The organism is Asticcacaulis sp. P2_B1 (genome assembly GCF_056404915.1).
The window spans coordinates 120,269-136,652 of record NZ_JBFUDD010000007.1; the positions used below are offsets into that span (position 1 = coordinate 120,269).

The 16,384-nt window shown below is 60.2% G+C and carries 9 protein-coding genes; 6 read left to right on the forward strand and 3 right to left on the reverse strand.

The genetic code is table 11. The features are described 5' to 3' along the window. The first annotated feature begins 56 nt into the window (after positions 1-56). The 6 genes from AC1DX3_RS16110 to AC1DX3_RS16135 all read left to right on the forward strand — a co-directional run bounded on the left by AC1DX3_RS16110 (position 57) and on the right by AC1DX3_RS16135 (position 10,700). Positions 57-1,625: a tryptophan halogenase family protein gene (locus AC1DX3_RS16110; RefSeq protein ID WP_476990337.1), complete on the forward strand. Its 1,569-nt coding sequence runs from the start codon at positions 57-59 to the stop codon at positions 1,623-1,625. Continuing rightward, positions 1,622-3,175, forward strand: a complete 1,554-nt coding sequence (locus tag AC1DX3_RS16115) for a tryptophan halogenase family protein (protein ID WP_476990338.1) — start codon at positions 1,622-1,624, stop codon at positions 3,173-3,175. Before AC1DX3_RS16110 ends, AC1DX3_RS16115 begins: the two co-directional genes overlap by 4 nt. After that, the gene (locus AC1DX3_RS16120) at positions 3,172-3,729 is read left to right on the forward strand and encodes a hypothetical protein (RefSeq protein WP_476990339.1); all 558 of its coding nucleotides are present in this window, start codon (positions 3,172-3,174) and stop codon (positions 3,727-3,729) included. The genes AC1DX3_RS16115 and AC1DX3_RS16120 overlap by 4 nt, the downstream gene beginning before the upstream one ends. 123 nt (positions 3,730-3,852) lie before the next feature. Next, the gene (locus tag AC1DX3_RS16125) at positions 3,853-5,727 is read left to right on the forward strand and encodes a glycoside hydrolase family 97 protein (RefSeq protein WP_476990340.1); all 1,875 of its coding nucleotides are present in this window, start codon (positions 3,853-3,855) and stop codon (positions 5,725-5,727) included. A gap of 51 nt (positions 5,728-5,778) precedes the next feature. Continuing rightward, complete coding sequence (locus AC1DX3_RS16130; protein ID WP_476990341.1) at positions 5,779-8,391, forward strand: glycoside hydrolase family 2 protein; 2,613 nt, start codon at positions 5,779-5,781, stop codon at positions 8,389-8,391. Positions 8,392-8,510: 119 nt separating this feature from the next. Further along, entirely contained in the window at positions 8,511-10,700 is a 2,190-nt protein-coding gene (locus AC1DX3_RS16135; RefSeq protein ID WP_476990342.1) for a beta-galactosidase, read from the forward strand. A gap of 167 nt (positions 10,701-10,867) precedes the next feature. On the opposite strand, the gene AC1DX3_RS16140 is transcribed toward AC1DX3_RS16135, so the two are convergent. From AC1DX3_RS16140 to AC1DX3_RS16150, 3 genes are read right to left on the reverse strand one after another with little or no spacing between them, the layout of a single operon-like run. Further along, positions 10,868-13,114 (reverse strand): glycoside hydrolase family 3 C-terminal domain-containing protein, encoded by a 2,247-nt coding sequence (locus AC1DX3_RS16140; RefSeq protein WP_476990343.1) that lies wholly within the window; start codon positions 13,112-13,114, stop codon positions 10,868-10,870. Between the two features lie 25 nt (positions 13,115-13,139). Further along, positions 13,140-15,521 (reverse strand): ABC transporter permease, encoded by a 2,382-nt coding sequence (locus tag AC1DX3_RS16145; protein ID WP_476990344.1) that lies wholly within the window; start codon positions 15,519-15,521, stop codon positions 13,140-13,142. Then, complete coding sequence (locus tag AC1DX3_RS16150) at positions 15,518-16,204, reverse strand: ABC transporter ATP-binding protein (RefSeq protein ID WP_476990390.1); 687 nt, start codon at positions 16,202-16,204, stop codon at positions 15,518-15,520. The genes AC1DX3_RS16145 and AC1DX3_RS16150 overlap by 4 nt, the downstream gene beginning before the upstream one ends. Positions 16,205-16,384 lie beyond the last annotated feature (180 nt).

The following is a 16,384-nucleotide window of genomic DNA, read 5'->3' on the forward strand; positions in this document are numbered from 1 at the left end:
CCAGAAAACACAGGCCCGAAAATACAGGCCCCAAAATACAGGCCAGGATATACAAGATGGTAAAGCGTGTATTGATCGTCGGCGGAGGGACAGCGGGGTGGATCACCGCCGGTTATCTCGCTCAGGCTCTTGCCGCGCAATCATCTGGCGGCGTGTCCGTCACGCTCATCGAGTCCAGCGACATCGGCATATTGGGCGTAGGTGAGGGCACTTTTCCGACGATCCGCCGGACCTTGAAACGCATCGGAGTCGATGAAGCCGCCCTGCTTCGGGAATGCGACGCGACCCTGAAACAAGGTGCGAAATTCGCCCACTGGCGGTTCACGCCGGGAACCGAAACGCCAGGGCAGGCGACACATTACATGCATCCGTTCGCCGTGACGCAAGCGCGGGGCGGACTGGATCTTCTACCCTATTGGATACTCGGCGGCGCCGGTCCGACTATCAATTGGGACGAAGTGAATACCGTGCAAAAGCGCGTGTCGGACGCCTCTCTTGCTCCCAAACGCCTCGAAGACAGCGATTTTTCCGGCCCTCTCAACTACGCCTACCATTTCGACGCCGCCAAACTCGCTGTCTTTCTCAAACGCTATGGTGTCGCCGGCGGGGTCAAGGCACTGACGGGTACGGTCGACGAGGTGATGCTGGACGATCGCGGCTATATCAGCGGCTTGAGAACGAAAGAGCATGGCGTGCTCACAGCCGACCTCTATATCGACTGCACCGGCTTTCGCGCCGAGCTGATCGGCAAGGCGATGGCGGTCCCCTACAAATCCTGCCGCGATGTGTTGTTCTGCGACAGCGCCCTGGCCATGCAGGTGCCGTACGATCGTCCGGACGCGGCCATTCCCTCCTATACGGTTTCAACGGCCCACGAAGCCGGCTGGACGTGGGATATAGGCCTGCATCACCGCCGCGGCATTGGCCATGTCTTTTCTTCGGCCCATACCAGCGACGACCGGGCCGAAGAGGTGTTGCGCAGCTATATCGGGCCGGCGGCGAAGGATCTGACCGCGCGTAAATTCAAGTTCAATGCCGGCTATCGCGAGATCAACTGGCACAAGAACTGCGTTGCCATTGGTCTGTCGAGCGGCTTTTTCGAGCCGCTGGAAGCGACGGGCATTATCTTTGCCGAAGTCGCCGCTGTCATGCTGGCTAATCTGTTTCCGTGGGGCGGGGATTTTGAAACACCGGCGCGTCAATTCAATGACATAACCCGCCGCCGTTACGAGCGGGCGCTGGATTTCATCAAGCTGCACTATTGTATCAGCGAACGGCGCGACAGCCAGTTCTGGCAGGACAATGTCGATGCCGCCTCCATCCCCGACTCCTTGCGCGAGCAATTACAGCGCTGGCGCTTTCGTCCGCCGGAACCGATCGATATCGATCCGAATGTCGACATTTTCCCCGATGTCAGCTGGCAGTATGTGCTTTACGGCATGGGCTTCAAGACCGATCTCAGCCCCAAGGCCGGCGTCTTTAAATATTACGCGGAGGCCAGGGCGGAATTCGAGGACATCCGCCGTCAGGGTGATTATGCCCTGCGTGTCATGCCGACCAATCGGCAGCTCATCGACCAGATCATGAAGCAAGGCTTCGCCAAGCCGGTCAGGGCGCCGTCATGAGTGGACAAGCCGGTTCCGGCCGCCCGGTAAGGCAGGTCGTCATTGTCGGTGGCGGCACGGCGGGCTGGATGGCCGCGGCGGCCCTGGCGCGCCTGATCGAGCCGGGCGGCGTCAGTATATGTCTCATCGAGTCGGACGAGATCGGCACGGTGGGCGTCGGTGAGGCCACCATTCCGACCTTGCGCACCTTCAATGCCATGCTGGGCATCGATGAAGACGACTTCATGCGCGCGACCGGCGCCACCTTTAAGCTTGGCATAGAGTTTCGTAACTGGGACCGGATCGGGGCTCGCTATATTCATCCCTTCGGCGCTTCGGGCGCCGACAGGAACGGTGTCAACTACCATCAGTTCTGGCTCAGAGCGAAGCTGTCGGGGGCCAGCCAAGAGGATATCGGCACGTTCGAAGAGCACAATCTGAGTGCTGTCGCGGCGCGTTTGGGGCGGTTCAGCCGTCCAGCGGGAGCGGCCGGTTCGGTGCTGTCCAGCCTGCGTTATGCCTTTCATTTTGATGCCGGTTTGTATGCGCAATATCTGCGTCGTTATGCCGAGGCACGCGGTGTCGTCAGGGTGGAAGGGCGTATCGACGACGTCACCTTGCGCGGTGAGGATGGATTTATCGACTCCGTCCGGCTGGTGAGCGGCGGTGCGGTTAAGGGCGACCTGTTTATCGATTGTTCGGGCTTCCGCGGCCTGCTGATAGGGGAGACGTTGGAAACGCCCTATCTGGATTGGCGGGCCTTTCTCCCTTGCGACCGTGCGGTAGCGGTGCCGACGGCACATGTCGATTTGGCAACGCCCTATACGCGTTCGACGGCCGACAGTGCCGGTTGGCGCTGGCGCATTCCCTTGCAGCACCGGACCGGCAACGGCCATGTCTACTGTTCTGAGTTCATGAGCGAGGACGACGCCGTCGCCCGTCTCATGGCAGGCCTCGAAGGCGGGCCGCTCGCCGATCCAAAACCGCTGCGCTTTACCACGGGGCGACGCGAGGCGTTCTGGGTAAAAAACTGCGTGGCGATCGGTTTGTCGGCCGGCTTTCTCGAGCCCCTGGAATCGACCAGCATCCATCTGATTCAGACCGGCATCGCCAAACTGCTGGCCCTGTTTCCGGGAGAGGACATAGATCCGGTGGAGATCGCTGAATATAATCGCCTGACCGTCCTGGAATATGAGCAGGTGCGCGATTTCATTATCCTGCATTACAAGGCCACGCGTCGCGACGACAGCGCCTTCTGGCGGCATTGTCGCGATATGGCCGTCCCCGACAGTTTGCGCGCGAAGATGGACTTGTTTCAGGTTCGCGGGCGGGTTTTCAGGCGGGAAGACGACCTGTTTACGCTCAACAGCTGGCTGTCCGTGATGTTGGGGCAGGGCCTGTCGCCGCGCGGTTACGACCCGCTGTTGGCCAATTTGCCGGCGGCAGAGGCGGTCGATTTTGTCCGGCATGTGCGGGAGGTCGTGAACAAGACGGCTCTGGCTATGCCGACGCACCGAACCTTTGTCGAGACCGCATGCGCGGGAACAGGCCGTGAGGCGCGGATGACATGACCGCTCACGCGACATTTTTCACGTCATCGCAACAAAGCAAAAAATGTCATTTGAAAATCAGTTTTATTAGCGCTACTTTGGTAGCGAGCATAGAGCATGGAATCTTGGACAAAGCAGGTGTGGATCAAGGCGACGATTTGAGAGAGCTTTATGCGCTCGTAGAAAAATTGTCCGATATTGCCGACGATATAAATCACAAGCGCCGCCGTTTCGAACAGTTGGCGCTCGATATCCGCCGAATGGATTCTGCAATCCGGATCAAGAGCGCGGGGATGGATCGGGATGAACCTCCCAAGGTGCCCGTAAATGCTTCCGAAAGAAGCATTCCCAGCCTGGTCATGGACATATTGGCTGAAGCGCAGGATCCCATGACATCGAGAGAGGTCGCCCTCGGCATCATGAGGTTGCGAGGCCTGGACGTGGCGAATGCGCCGGTCAGAAACCGGATCATCCATCGTGTTTCCGAAGCCATGTGGGTACAAATGCAAAAACGTCTTGTGCGGAAAGCAGAGCCGGGAGCGTCCCCTATCCGGTGGGAACTGGGATGCGAATGATCGTCGCCTGAGACGAAATTACTTTTATATGCGAAACTTGCTATCGTAGTCGTGTGACTGATCTGTCAGCGACATCAAGAAAGCCATCTACAAGCTTCAACCTATACAAGGACGATCCAACCGATGCTCCCAATCTTAGCCATGGCGGCTTCCGCTCTCACCATCACGTCGCCGGACAAGTCGGTGGAATTCAAGTTGTCCGATGACGGCGCGCACTATTCGGTCAGCCGCAAGGGTGAGGAGATTGTTGCATCGTCGCCTCTCGGCCTGGTGCTTGCCCAGGCTGACCCGTACGGGGTCTTGTCCGCCGTGGAGGTTCACAAGGACAGTCGGCGGAACAAGATTCCGCTTGTCGCCACCAAGGCGGATGCAGCCGTCGATGCCTATAACAGCGCCACCATGACCTATCGCGAAACGACGGGCCTCCATCGCGAAATGTCCGTCGAGGCGAGGGCCTATAATGACGGAGTCGCCTTTCGGTACAGTCTCCCCGATGGCGCGGCCTACACCGTCAAGGGGGAGGCGACCGGTTTCGTGTTCCCGAACGACGCGGCCTGCGAAGTCAGTGAATATACCGGGGCCCATGAAATGACCTGGTCCGACTTGAAAATCTCCCAGCTTGACGCTTCCAAGCTCTATGACTTACCGGCCGTGTGCGCCTCGGCGAGCGGGCGGACGCATTTTGCCATTACACAATCCAATTTGGTCGGCTATGCCGGCAGCGGCCTTGAGCCAGTTCCCAGTGGATTTCACGTTCGCCTGAGCTCGCTGCGCGGAAATCCGGGCGTTGCGGTCCAGTCCCCTGATGGTCTTTCCAGCGCCTGGCGCGTCATTATGATGGGCGATCGCGCCGGTGATTTGATTCCGTCCGAACTGGTCGGCAATCTCTCGCCACAGGCCGAGGGCGACTTTTCGTGGGTCAAGCCCGGCAAGGTGGCGTGGGATTGGTGGTCGGGACCGACCGCCGGCGAAAAGCCCAGCATGGAACGCTATGAGCGGTTTATCGATTTTGCGGCCGCCTCCGGTTTCCCGTATTTCCTGATCGACGCGGGCTGGGCCTATGGCGCCACGCCGTGCTGCAATCCCGATCCCAATACCGACATCACGCGCGCCGATCCGGCCATCGATATGCCGGCTCTGGTGCAATATGCCGCGGATCGGCATGTCGGCCTGATCCTGTGGGCCCATTGGAGCCACGTCAACCCGCGCATGGATCAAGTCCTCGACACCTACCAGCACTGGGGCATCAAGGGGATCAAGGTCGACTTTATGGAAAGCGACGATCAGGTCATGGTGAATTTTTACCGCGATCTAGCGCAGGGTACGGCGAAGCGGCATATGTTGCTCGACATGCACGGCGCCTATCCGCCGGCCGGACTTCAGCGCACCTATCCGAACTATATCACCCAGGAAGGTGTACTTGGCGCCGAGTGGAACAAGTTCAGTAAACGCGTAACACCGGCACACAATGTCCGGCTGGCCTATACGCGCATGCTGCTGGGGCCGATGGATTATACGCCGGGCGGTTTTCACAACGCCACGCCCGACACCTATGTCGAGCGCGAAATCATGCCCATGACCCAGTCGACGCGCGGCCAGGCCCTGGCCATGTACGTCGTTTATGACAGTCCCTTGCAGATGGTTTCCGACGACCCAAGCGTCTATGTCGATGCGCCTGGCTTCGACTTCGTTAAGATGGTTCCGACGGCCTGGGACGAGACCCGCTTTATCAGTGGGACGCCCGAAACCTATGTTGCCGTGGCGCGGCGCAAAGGGGATGTCTGGTATGTCGGCGCCATGACAAACGAACAGGGCCGGACCGTCGACCTGCCGCTGTCATTCCTGGGCAAGGGCACCTATGTCGCGCAACAGTGGGCCGATGGCGCGACGCCGAACGACGTCAGCGAAAGTGTCACGGAAGTGACGGCCACGGGGCATGTCTCGCTGGTCATGACGGCAGCGGGCGGCGGCGTCATCGTATTGACTCCGAAGCGGTAATCCTGCCGGTCACGCACAGGGCTCCGGTACTCGACAAAGGGAGGGTGGACGATGGTTTCGCACTGTTTTCGCCGCATCATGCTTGCGGCCATCGTCGCCTTGGCAGCCGCCTCAAGCGGTTTCCTGGCAACGGCCACCAGGTCTGCCGAAGCCGCGACCGTGGCCTCGGGGCGGCTACGGGTGAATTTCAACGCTGATTGGCGTTTCCAACTCGGAGATGTGGCGGGGGCGGAAAAGGCCGATTTCGACGACGGCCGGTGGCAATCCGTCGGCCTGCCGCATAGCTTCAGTACGCCCTATTTCCAGGCCCCTGAAGTCTATGTCGGCTATGGATGGTACCGCAAGGCACTGACACTGACGGCGGTTCCCACCGGGCGCCGCTTTTCCCTGGAGTTCGAAGGCGCGTTCCAGACGGCGGATGTCTATGTTAACGGCACGAAGGTCGGACGGCACCGTGGCGGTTACACGGGTTTTCCGGTCGATCTGACCGCCGCCCTCCATCCCGGGCAAAACCTTATTGCCGTTCGTGTCGACAATATTTGGGATCCGACGCTCGCGCCCCGGGCGGGAGAACATATATTCAGCGGCGGCCTCTATCGCGATGTATGGCTGGTTACGACCGACGATGTCCACGTCCCATGGACCGGAACCACCGTAACGACGCCCGGCCTGTCCGGCCGGTCGGGACGGGTCAAGGCTGAAACCGAGGTGCGCAACGACGGCGCGGCGGTCGCCCGGGTGACCGCTCAAACGCGCATTGTCGACAGCCATGGCGCTGTTGTCACGCGATTGCCAGACGCGACGGTTGCGGTGGCGCCTGGACAAACGCTTAGCCTGGCGCAGGAGTCGGGTTCGCTGTCGGGCCTGCGGCTATGGAGCCCTGAAGCACCCAATCTATATCGTGCCGTCACGTCGCTTGTGGTGGCAGGCATCGTCCGCGACCGCTTCGAAACGGAATTTGGCTTTCGCACGATCGCGTGGACGGCGGACAGGGGCTTCTTCCTCAACGGCCAGCACCGTTATTTTCGTGGCGCCAATGTCCATCAGGATCAGGCGGGCTGGGGCGACGCGGTGACGAATGCCGCCATCGATCGCGACGTCGACTTGATAAAGGACGCGGGCTTCGATTTCATACGTGGTTCACATTATCCGCACGATCCGCATTTCGCCGAGGCCACCGATCGCGCCGGCATGATGTTTGTGTCGGAAGCGCCGTTTTGGGGGACGGCGGGTTTCAAGAATCCCTGGGGCGCGCCAGCCTATCCTGCCGATCCCGCCCAGCAGGCCGCCTTTGATGACAGCGTGAAGCAACAGCTGGCGGAAATGATCCGCATCAACCGCAATCACCCCTCGATCGTCGTTTGGGGCATGGACAACGAGGTCTTCTTTACGACCGAGGATACCATGCCGCAGGTGCGGCGGCTGCTGGCTGAAGAAGTGGCGTTGACGCATCGGCTCGATCCGACGCGGCCGGCGGCCGTGGACGGTGCGCAACGAGGCGACATCGACCATATTGGCGACATAGCCGGCTATAATGGCGACGGCGCGTTCCTGTTTCCCGATCCCGGCATCGCCAACTTCGTCGCCGAATATGGTTCGGCCATGGTCGATCGGCCCGGAGACTACGCCCCCGGTTGGGGCGATCTCGAAAGGACGCCGGGGGCAAAGGACGGCGTGTCCGGATCGTGGCGCCTGCCGTGGCGGTCGGGCGAGGTGATCTGGGCCGGATTCGATCATGGTTCCATTGCCGGCCGCAAGTTCGGCTCCATGGGCATGCTCGACTATTCGCGCCTGCCCAAACGCCAATGGTACTGGTACCGCAACGCCTACCGCGGCATCGCTCCGCCGGCGTGGCCGCAAGCCGGTCAGCCCGCCGCCATCCGCTTGACCTCCAGCGCGCCGGTCATACGCCATGCCGACGGTACCGATGATGTACAGCTTGTCGCGACCGTCGTGGACGCAGCCGGAAAACCGCTCAGCAACAATGTGCCTGTTCATCTCAGTCTTGAAGCGGGGCCGGGCGAATTGCCGACCGGGCGCAGTATCGATTTCACGCCTGGGGGCGACATTCCCGTTCGCGACGGTCAGGCGGCGATAGCCATGCGCAGTTGGCAGGCCGGGGAGACACGGATTCGCGCCACCTCGCCGGGTTTGCGCGACGGCGTATTGACGATAAAGACGGTTGATGGGCCACGATTCGTTGACGGCGTGACGCCATTGGCGGCGGAGCGGCCTTATGTCGCCTATCATCCGGCCGGTGCCGGCGAGGACGAGGCGTTCGGTCTCCACAACCCGACCAACGCCAGTTCGAATGCTCCCGATCATGCGGCCTCTCTCGCCAATGATGGAAACACCGACACCTATTGGATGCCCGCCGGCGATGATTTGCGTCCGTGGATCGTCATCGACCCTGAGCGCGTCCTGATCTATCGGCGCCTGAAGATCGTCTTTTCCGGGGCCGGGGAATGCGACGTCAGCGCCGAAGCCCAAGGCGCCGATGGCACATGGCAGGCGCTCGGTACTGTCAAGAGAACGACCGAACAGGTCGAGTTCGCGACATCGGCGGCGACCGGAAGACGCCTGCGGCTGACTATAACCGTTTCGCCGGACGCCGTGTGCAAGGTTGCCGAGATCGACATTAGTGGCACGCTTGACGTAACCTAGCGGCGGGACCTTTATTGAAACGGCCAGCCTTCTTTTGTCCGACTATTGCCAAGGCGGAATGTAATCGTTATAATCATAAGTGAAATAAAATTTTATATATGACGTGGGAGGAAAGCGTAATGCGGACGATGGATAGGCCGAACGGCAAGGCGCGCCATGACAGTTTTGCCCTGCGGGCGTGGCTGGCCGGTTTAGCGACCGGGGTTGTCCTGGCCTTGGCCCTGCCTTCGGTTGCCGAAACGCCGAAGGCTCAAGCTCAATCTGCGCCCGTCGAGTTTCCGACCATCCTCTATGGCGCGGCCTATTACCACGAATACATGCCCTATGAGCGGCTGGACAAGGACGTGGCGATGATGAAGGCCGCGGGCTTCAACGTCGTGCGCCTCGGTGAATCGACCTGGAGCCTGTGGGAACCGGAAGACGGCCATTTCGACTATGCCTGGATGGACCGCGTGGTCGACGCCATGGGCAAGGCCGGCATCAAGGTCGTCATGGGGACGCCGACCTATTCCGTTCCGGCATGGATGGCGAAGCAGCACCCCGAGATTCTGGCTCGCCGGTTGAACAGCCAGCCCAATACCTACGGCATGCGTCAGAACATGGACACCGACTCGCCGGCCTATCGCTTTTATGCCGAGCGGCTGATCCGTCGCATTGCCGCCCACTATAAGGACAATCCCAACGTCATCGGCTGGCAGATCGACAACGAGACCGGCAGCTACGGCGCGGCCAATGACGATGTCTTTATCGGCTTCCAGCACCATCTCGAAAAGAAATTCGGCACGCCCGAAAACCTCAGCAAGGCCTGGTTCCTGAACTATTGGGGGCAAAATATCCATACCTGGGAGGACCTGCCGACGCGCGACGGCGCTCAAAGCACGGGTTACAAGCTGGAATGGTCGCGCTGGAGTCAGATGCGGGTGACCGACTTCCTGCACTGGCAGTCGGAGCTGGTGCGGGAATGCGCTTCGCCGCGCCAGTTCGTGACGACCGACTTCGCCGGCGCCATGCATGCAGACGTCAATGAGGAAGACGTCGCCCGCTCGCTCGACATCCCCGCGGTCAACATCTACCACTGGGGCACCCAGGATCAATATAACGGCGCCGACCAGGCTGCCCAGGCCGACTTCACGCGATCGCTGAAAGGCGGCAACTTCCTGGTCACCGAGACCAATGCCCAGACGACGGATTGGAGCTCTTCCTTCCAGTATCCGCCCTATGACGGCCAGTTCCGTGAAGATGTCTATACCCACATTTCCAACGGCGCCAATATGGTCGAATACTGGCACTGGGCCTCCATCCCGGCCAACCAGGAAACCTATTGGAAGGGCGTTTTGTCACACGACATGGAGCCCAACCGCGCCTATGCCGAAATGACCCGGACGGCGCACGAACTGCAAAAGATCGGCCCCAAGCTCGTCAACCTCAAGATTCACAACGACGTCGCTATCCTGTGGAGCCGGGATTCGCTCAACGCCATCAACGACATGCCGTTCGCCAAGGACAGCCAGTGGGGCGGTAGTGGCGGCAAGGCCGATTACAACTCGCTGGTCCGGCAGATCCACCGTTCGCTGTACGACCTGAACACGGGTGCGGATTTTGTTTTCCCGGAAACGGAAGACTTCTCGTCGTACAAGCTCTTGATCGTGCCCGCCCTCTACGTCGCCGACGATGCGTTGCTGCAACGCATCTCCGATTATGTGAAGAAGGGCGGCCATGTGCTGATGACCTTCAAGAGCGGCTTCACCAACGAGAACACAGCGGTGCGCTGGACCCTGGCGCCGGGACCGTTGCGTGATGCGTTAGGCTTCCATTACCAGGAGTTCTCCAATCTTTCTCAGCCTCTGGCGCTGAAAGACGATCCCTACCATGCCGGTGGAGACAATAAGGCGCAGTACTGGGCCGAATTCCTTGAGCTCGATACAGCCAAGGCGCTTGCCTGGTACGACCATCCCTTCTTCGGCCGCTGGCCTGCCATTACGACCAACACCTACGGCGCCGGCAAGGTGATTTATGAAGGCACCTATCTTTCCGACAAACTGCAGACGGCGGTGTTGCGCTCCTATCTCACTGACCTCGGCATGACAGGGCCGGATCAGCAACTGCCGTCCGCCGTCCATACTCAGACCGGCGTCAACGGCTTCAATCGCCAGCTCCGCTACTATTTCAACTATTCGGGCAGCGAAGTCAGTTTCGCCTATGGCCATAAGGCAGGGAGCGATCTCCTGAGCGGCCAAAAGGTCGCTGCAGGCGGCAAGCTTACGCTCGCGCCGTGGGACCTGGCGATCGTCGAAGAAGGCGGACAATAATCGCCGTGATCCGCCAGTAACCGGGCCTGGGCAGGCTCAGTTGTTGGCGGATATTGCATGCACCGGCCGTTGGTTAAGCAAGAGGTGATGTCGGCCGTGGACTACCAACTGTAAGTCTCCATGACCGTCGATACAGGGCGCAAAACGGCGAACCCGCGCGCGATACGCTACTGCCCGCGCACGTCGAGGGTCTGTTGCGGTAGCTGTACCGTCGCGGTGGCCATGACCTGGGTTGCGGAGGCATTGGCCGTGACCGTGTAGGTGCCGGCCTTGACCGTCCAGGTTCGGCTCGTTGTATCGAATGTAGCCAGGAGGCGCGGATCCACATTGAGGGAGACGGTTTTGCTTTCACCGGGAGCCAGCTCGACCTTGGCGAATGCGCCGAGCCGTTTGGGCGCTTCCCATCCCGCGTCCGCGCCGGGCGCGACATAGACCTGAACGACCGTGCTGCCGGGAACCTTGCTGGTATTGGTGACCGTGACGGAAGTTCTTACCCCCTTGCCCTCGGCGGCCGCGGACAGGCCGGAGGTCGAGAAGGTCGAGTAGCTCAGGCCGTAGCCGAACGGGAAGAGCGGATGAAGTCCCTTCTTGTCGAACCATTTATAGCCGACAGCGGCGCCTTCAATATCGTAGTCGGTGTGCGGGTGGGGATCGGGAAGCTCATCCAGCTTGCGATCGCCATCAATCTTGGGCCGCGGTAGCTGAGCGACGGCGGCCGGGAAGGTCACCGGCAGGCGGCCGGACGGATTGATGTTTCCCGTCAGGACACGGGCAATGGCTTCCCCGCCGGACGTTCCCGGATACCAGGCTTCAACCACGGCGCCCACCCGATCGAGCCACGGCATCACAACGGGCCCGCCTGTTTCCAGAACAACGACGGTCCGTTTGTTGGCCTTCGCGACAGCCGCGATGAGCGCGTCTTGGTTTCCCGGAAGGTTAAGGTCGGGTGTGTCAAGCCCTTCGGCCGTCCATTGGGTGGCGAAGACGATGACGACGTCCGCGCCCCGGGCTGCTTTGGCAGCCGCGTCCGCATCCTTGCCGTCGACATAGACGAAGGTGGCCTTGGTGCGCGACTTAAGGGCTTCGAGCGGCGATGAGGCATAGTAGGTCGCCGTGCCCAACGGTTCCACGAACGACTGATAGCCCTTGGCGGAGACCTGGGACGAACCGCCGCCGGAGATAACGCCTAAGTCGGCATGGCCACCGATAACGACGACTTTTTTTGCCGTCGCTGCCAGAGGCAAGAGGCCGTCATTTTTTAGCAGGACGAGACTCTCCTCGGCCGCGGCCTGCGTGACGCCGGCATGGGCTGCGAAGTCGATGGTGTTCGATTGGTCGCCCTGAACGGGATGGTCGACGACGCCGTCGGCGAACATGGCCCACAGGACGCGTCGCGCCATATCGTCGAGACGCTCATGGCTGACGTGGCCGTTATTGACCGCCTCATCGAGGGCGGCGTGGAAATAGGGGGAGCGATCGAAGCCCCAGCCCGATTCCTGGTCGAGACCGGTTTCGGCCGCGGCGACCGTCGAATGGGTTCCGCCCCAATCCGACATAACATAGCCTTTGAAGCCCCAGTCTTTTTTCAGGACCTGATTGAGCAGCCAGTCGTTTTCGCAGGCATAGGCGCCATTGACGCGATTATAGGCGCACATGACCGAACCCGGATCGCCGATCTCATAGGCAATCTGGAAGGCGAGAAGATCGGACTGACGCGCCGCTTGCTCGCCGATCTTGACGTCGATATGGTTTCGGTTGGTCTCCTGGTTATTGAAGGCGAAATGCTTCATCGTCGAGATAATGTGTTCGGACTGAATACCCTTGATCGCGTTGCCGGTTATCGTGCCGGCAAGCAGTGGATCTTCGCCGCTATATTCGAAGTTGCGGCCGTTTCTGGGCTCCCGTGTCAGGTTCATGCCGCCGGCGAGCTGCACGTTGAAGCCTGAATTGCGGGCTTCATTGCCGATCATGGCGCCCCCCTTGAAGGCTAAGTCGGGCCTCCAAGTGGCGGCGATGGCAATGCCGGAAGGCAAGGCGGTTCTCAGACGCGGGGTCGGCGAGCTTTGGGTTGCCACGCCGACGCCCGCGTCGGTCTCCCATTGTGCCGGAATGCCGAGACGCGGAATGCCCGGGACATAACCGGCGGACGCGGGCAGGCCTTCCTTGGGGGCTTCGAAACGTTTGGTTCCAAAGGACATCCAGGTGTTTTCGCTGGAATAATAGCCGAAGACGAGTTGGAGTTTTTCGGCCTGGGTCATCGCCGCCACGGTGGCATCGGCGCGCGCCTCGGGGCTGAGGGACGATTCGAGCCAGGCGCCTTGGATGGGAGCGGGTTCCACGGCCGGAACCGAGGTCGAAAAGCAGAACGCGACCAATGCGGTCGTGCAAATAAGGCTGCGTCGGAGCAGGGACAAGTTTCAATTCTCCATGGGAAGGGGATTAGTTGGTGCGCAAGGACTGACTGGAGCGTGCGGGCGATGTCAGGAAATTATGCGCGGTCAGCGTGATGAGGGCGACGAGCACGGTTACGGCACCGGCGCTCAGGAACGAGGCCGGATTGATGTCGACGTGGGCTTTGAACGAGTTCAGCCACCACGACATAAGAAGCCAGGACATAAGGCCCGCGGCCAGATTCGCGAGAATGAGCGGCTTTACGAACGGCTCCAACTGCAGGCGGAAAAGGTCCCAGCGGCGCGCACCCAACGCATTGCGGATAGCGATTTCCCGCGATCGTGTGCGCGCGAGATAGATGGACAGTCCCGTCAGGCCCAACACCGAAAGAACGACGCCGACTACCGACAGCAACCCGAAAGCCCACCATTGCTGGATCATGTCGTGATAAAGTTCGCCGAGGTACTTGGAGTAGAAATGCCGGTTGATTGGGTTGGCGATGGGGTAGGTCCGCTTCCAGAGATTATCGATGGCCACCAGCGTGGCGGCTTCTTTGCCTGGTTTGAGTTTGACGTTGAGCCGGGTGAAGAAGAAGGCTTGGTTGTCGAAGAGGATAGGTTGCAAGGACTCGCGCACCGTATCGATGCGCATATCGTCGGCCACGCCGATGATTTTTGATCGCAGACGTGCGTGGTCGCCCTCATAATCCAGGACATGGCCCACGGCGTCCGCGGGACGGTGGTAACCCAGGGCCTCTGCCGCGGATCGGCTCAGGATGATCTCGGCCGGTGAATTATTGGCGTTGTACGTCGCTGAAAAGTTCCGTCCGGCAAGCAAGCGCACACCAAACATGCGAAAGAAATTCGTGTCGATGGATTGCCGGTTAAACTGCACGCGCTGGCCGGTTGGGGAGGAGGACCAGGCGGGGCGTATATCCCTTTCTTCCGGAATGAAGCGCGAAAATGCCGCGTCCTGCACGCCGTCCAAAGCCAGGATTTGTCGCCGAAAGGTTTCATCGAGTCCGCCCTGGGAGAAGACCTCGATCTGCAGGACGCGCGTGGCATCGAAATTGAGCGCTGCGCCGCTGGCAAATACCCATTGCCGGTAGACGATTTGTGACGAGACCAGAAGCATGATCAATAGCGAAAACTGCACGGTGATCCATCCTACCCGACTGAGATAGGACCGGCCGGATGGTTCGCCGCCACCTCGCACCTGGCCGGCAGGAACGGAAGACAGGACGAGGGCCGGGTAAAGGCCGCCTGCAGTTCCGGCCAGAACGGCGCCGGCGGCGCAACAGGCAACGAATCCGGGCGCCGCCCACAAGGACAATCTCAGTCCCAGAAGCGGATTGATCGCCGGCAAAAGCCTTTCCACCAGGGTCAAGCCGGTAAGGGTCGCCAGGATTGTCATGGCAATGGCCTCGAAAAGCACCTGAAGGAACAGGTGATGCCGTCGGGCACCCAGGCTTCGGCGAATCGCCATTTCGCTGTTGCGCTCATCAATTTGCGCCGTCATCAGACCGGCAAAATTGACGGCGGCCAGAAAGAGAATGAGCCCGGCGACGGCAACCATCGCGGTGACCGTATCCAGGTGACCGCGAGCCGCAATCTGGCTGTCGGCTTCCGGCTGAAAGTGCAGTTCGGTAAGCGGGGTGAGGCGAAATTTTACCGGCAAATTGAAGTTATTGTGCCAATGCCGCGCGGCAATGCGCCGGACCTCGTCAGGCGCTAAATGCGCGCCGGGTTTTAAGCGTACGAAGGTATAGCATGACGACCACTGCCAGTCGGGATTGGTGTCCAGCACAAACAGCATACTGTAATCGGAGGCAGCTGAGACGAAAAATTCTCGATTCAGGCTGCTATTGCCAGGAAAGTCGGCAAGGACAGCGGTTACCGTTACCGGAGAATTGCCGTTAATAAACAGGGTTTGGCCAACCACGTCGTCGCGGCCGAAATAGCGCAGCGCCATCTTGCGGGTCAGGACCATGGTATACGGCTTTTGCAGAGCGGTCCTGAGGTCGCCGGCAACGGCCTTTACGCGCAGGAGGTCGAAAAGGTTGGAGTCGGCCCAATAGAAATATTCGAGCGACTGAAAACGCGGCGATCGTACCGACCATTCGACGGGATGGATGCGCGCGATGGCTTCGACCGCCGGTGCATCGGCATGTAGCCAGCCGGCCATGCCCGCCGGGGATTTGTCGCTGCTGACCACCGCGCTGTTCAGCGGACTATAGACCGAGCCCAGAAGCATGACCTTGTCGGTGTCCGGAATGAAATGGTCGAACTCGAGCTCGTCCTTGACGTAGAGGGCAATAATGATGGCGGCGGCAAAGCCGATGCTGAGACCTGCGACATTGAGCAGGCCTACCCCCCAAAAACGCAAGAGAGATCGACCGATGTGCAGGAGAATGGGGGTGCGCAGTCTCATGCCAGCCGACGTCGCGAGAACTGAATACGGCCGTCCAGCATTTCCACGACGCGTTCCGCCTGATCGGCCTGGCCCGGTGAATGGGTGACGACGACGAGCGTACTGCCTTCCTGATGCAGGGCTTTCAAAATGCCGAATATCTGCGCGGCATTCTCAGAATCGAGATTGCCGGTGGGTTCGTCCGCCAGGATGACCGAGGGGCGACCGACAATGGCGCGGGCGATGGCGCAGCGCTGTTGCTGGCCGCCGGAAAGCTGCCGGGGCAAATGATTGGCTCTATGGGCGATGCCGACGCGGTCCATCGCTTCCATGACCCGGCTGCGAAGATTCTTGCTGTTTTCGTGGCGATAGAGAAGGGCGAGTTCTATATTGTCGTAGACGCTGAGGCTGTCGATCAGGTTGAAACTTTGGAATACGAAGCCGATATCGCGCGCCCGGAGTTCGGCCAGTTGTCCAGGAGTCCGAGTCGCCAGGTCCTGCCCGTCATAGACATAGTGTCCGGATGTCGGTCGATCGAGGGTTCCCATAATATTGAGGAGGGTCGACTTACCGCATCCGGAAGGGCCGCAGATGGCGACAAATTCACCAGGCTCGATATCAAGCGAAACATCGCGCAGAGCTTCCACGCGACGTTCCGAAGTTTCATAATTAAATTGCACCTTGTTCAGATTGATCAACGGCATGACGGTGCTATGCACTCCGATTGGCTGTGAAAAACAGACATTGTCGAGTTGATTTAGCACATCAAGAGCCAATTTGGGTGTTGGGCCAGGCCCAATGGAGTTTTCAATCGCATGATTGCGACCGCTATACGAACTTCAATGCCGGGGGCACGCCGCGGCGCCTTGGCCGCAAGGTTAAGA

What these genes read in the sequence shown, in the direction of transcription:
- AC1DX3_RS16110 (WP_476990337.1), top strand. Translation starts at nt 57, where the DNA reads ATGGTAAAGCGTGTATTGATCGTCGGCGGAGGGACAGCGGGGTGGATC.
- AC1DX3_RS16115 (WP_476990338.1), top strand. Translation starts at nt 1,622, where the DNA reads ATGAGTGGACAAGCCGGTTCCGGCCGCCCGGTAAGGCAGGTCGTCATT.
- AC1DX3_RS16120 (WP_476990339.1), top strand. Translation starts at nt 3,172, where the DNA reads ATGACCGCTCACGCGACATTTTTCACGTCATCGCAACAAAGCAAAAAA.
- AC1DX3_RS16125 (WP_476990340.1), top strand. Translation starts at nt 3,853, where the DNA reads ATGCTCCCAATCTTAGCCATGGCGGCTTCCGCTCTCACCATCACGTCG.
- AC1DX3_RS16130 (WP_476990341.1), top strand. Translation starts at nt 5,779, where the DNA reads ATGGTTTCGCACTGTTTTCGCCGCATCATGCTTGCGGCCATCGTCGCC.
- AC1DX3_RS16135 (WP_476990342.1), top strand. Translation starts at nt 8,511, where the DNA reads ATGCGGACGATGGATAGGCCGAACGGCAAGGCGCGCCATGACAGTTTT.
- AC1DX3_RS16145 (WP_476990344.1), bottom strand. Translation starts at nt 15,521, where the DNA reads ATGAGACTGCGCACCCCCATTCTCCTGCACATCGGTCGATCTCTCTTG.
- AC1DX3_RS16150 (WP_476990390.1), bottom strand. Translation starts at nt 16,204, where the DNA reads ATGCCGTTGATCAATCTGAACAAGGTGCAATTTAATTATGAAACTTCG.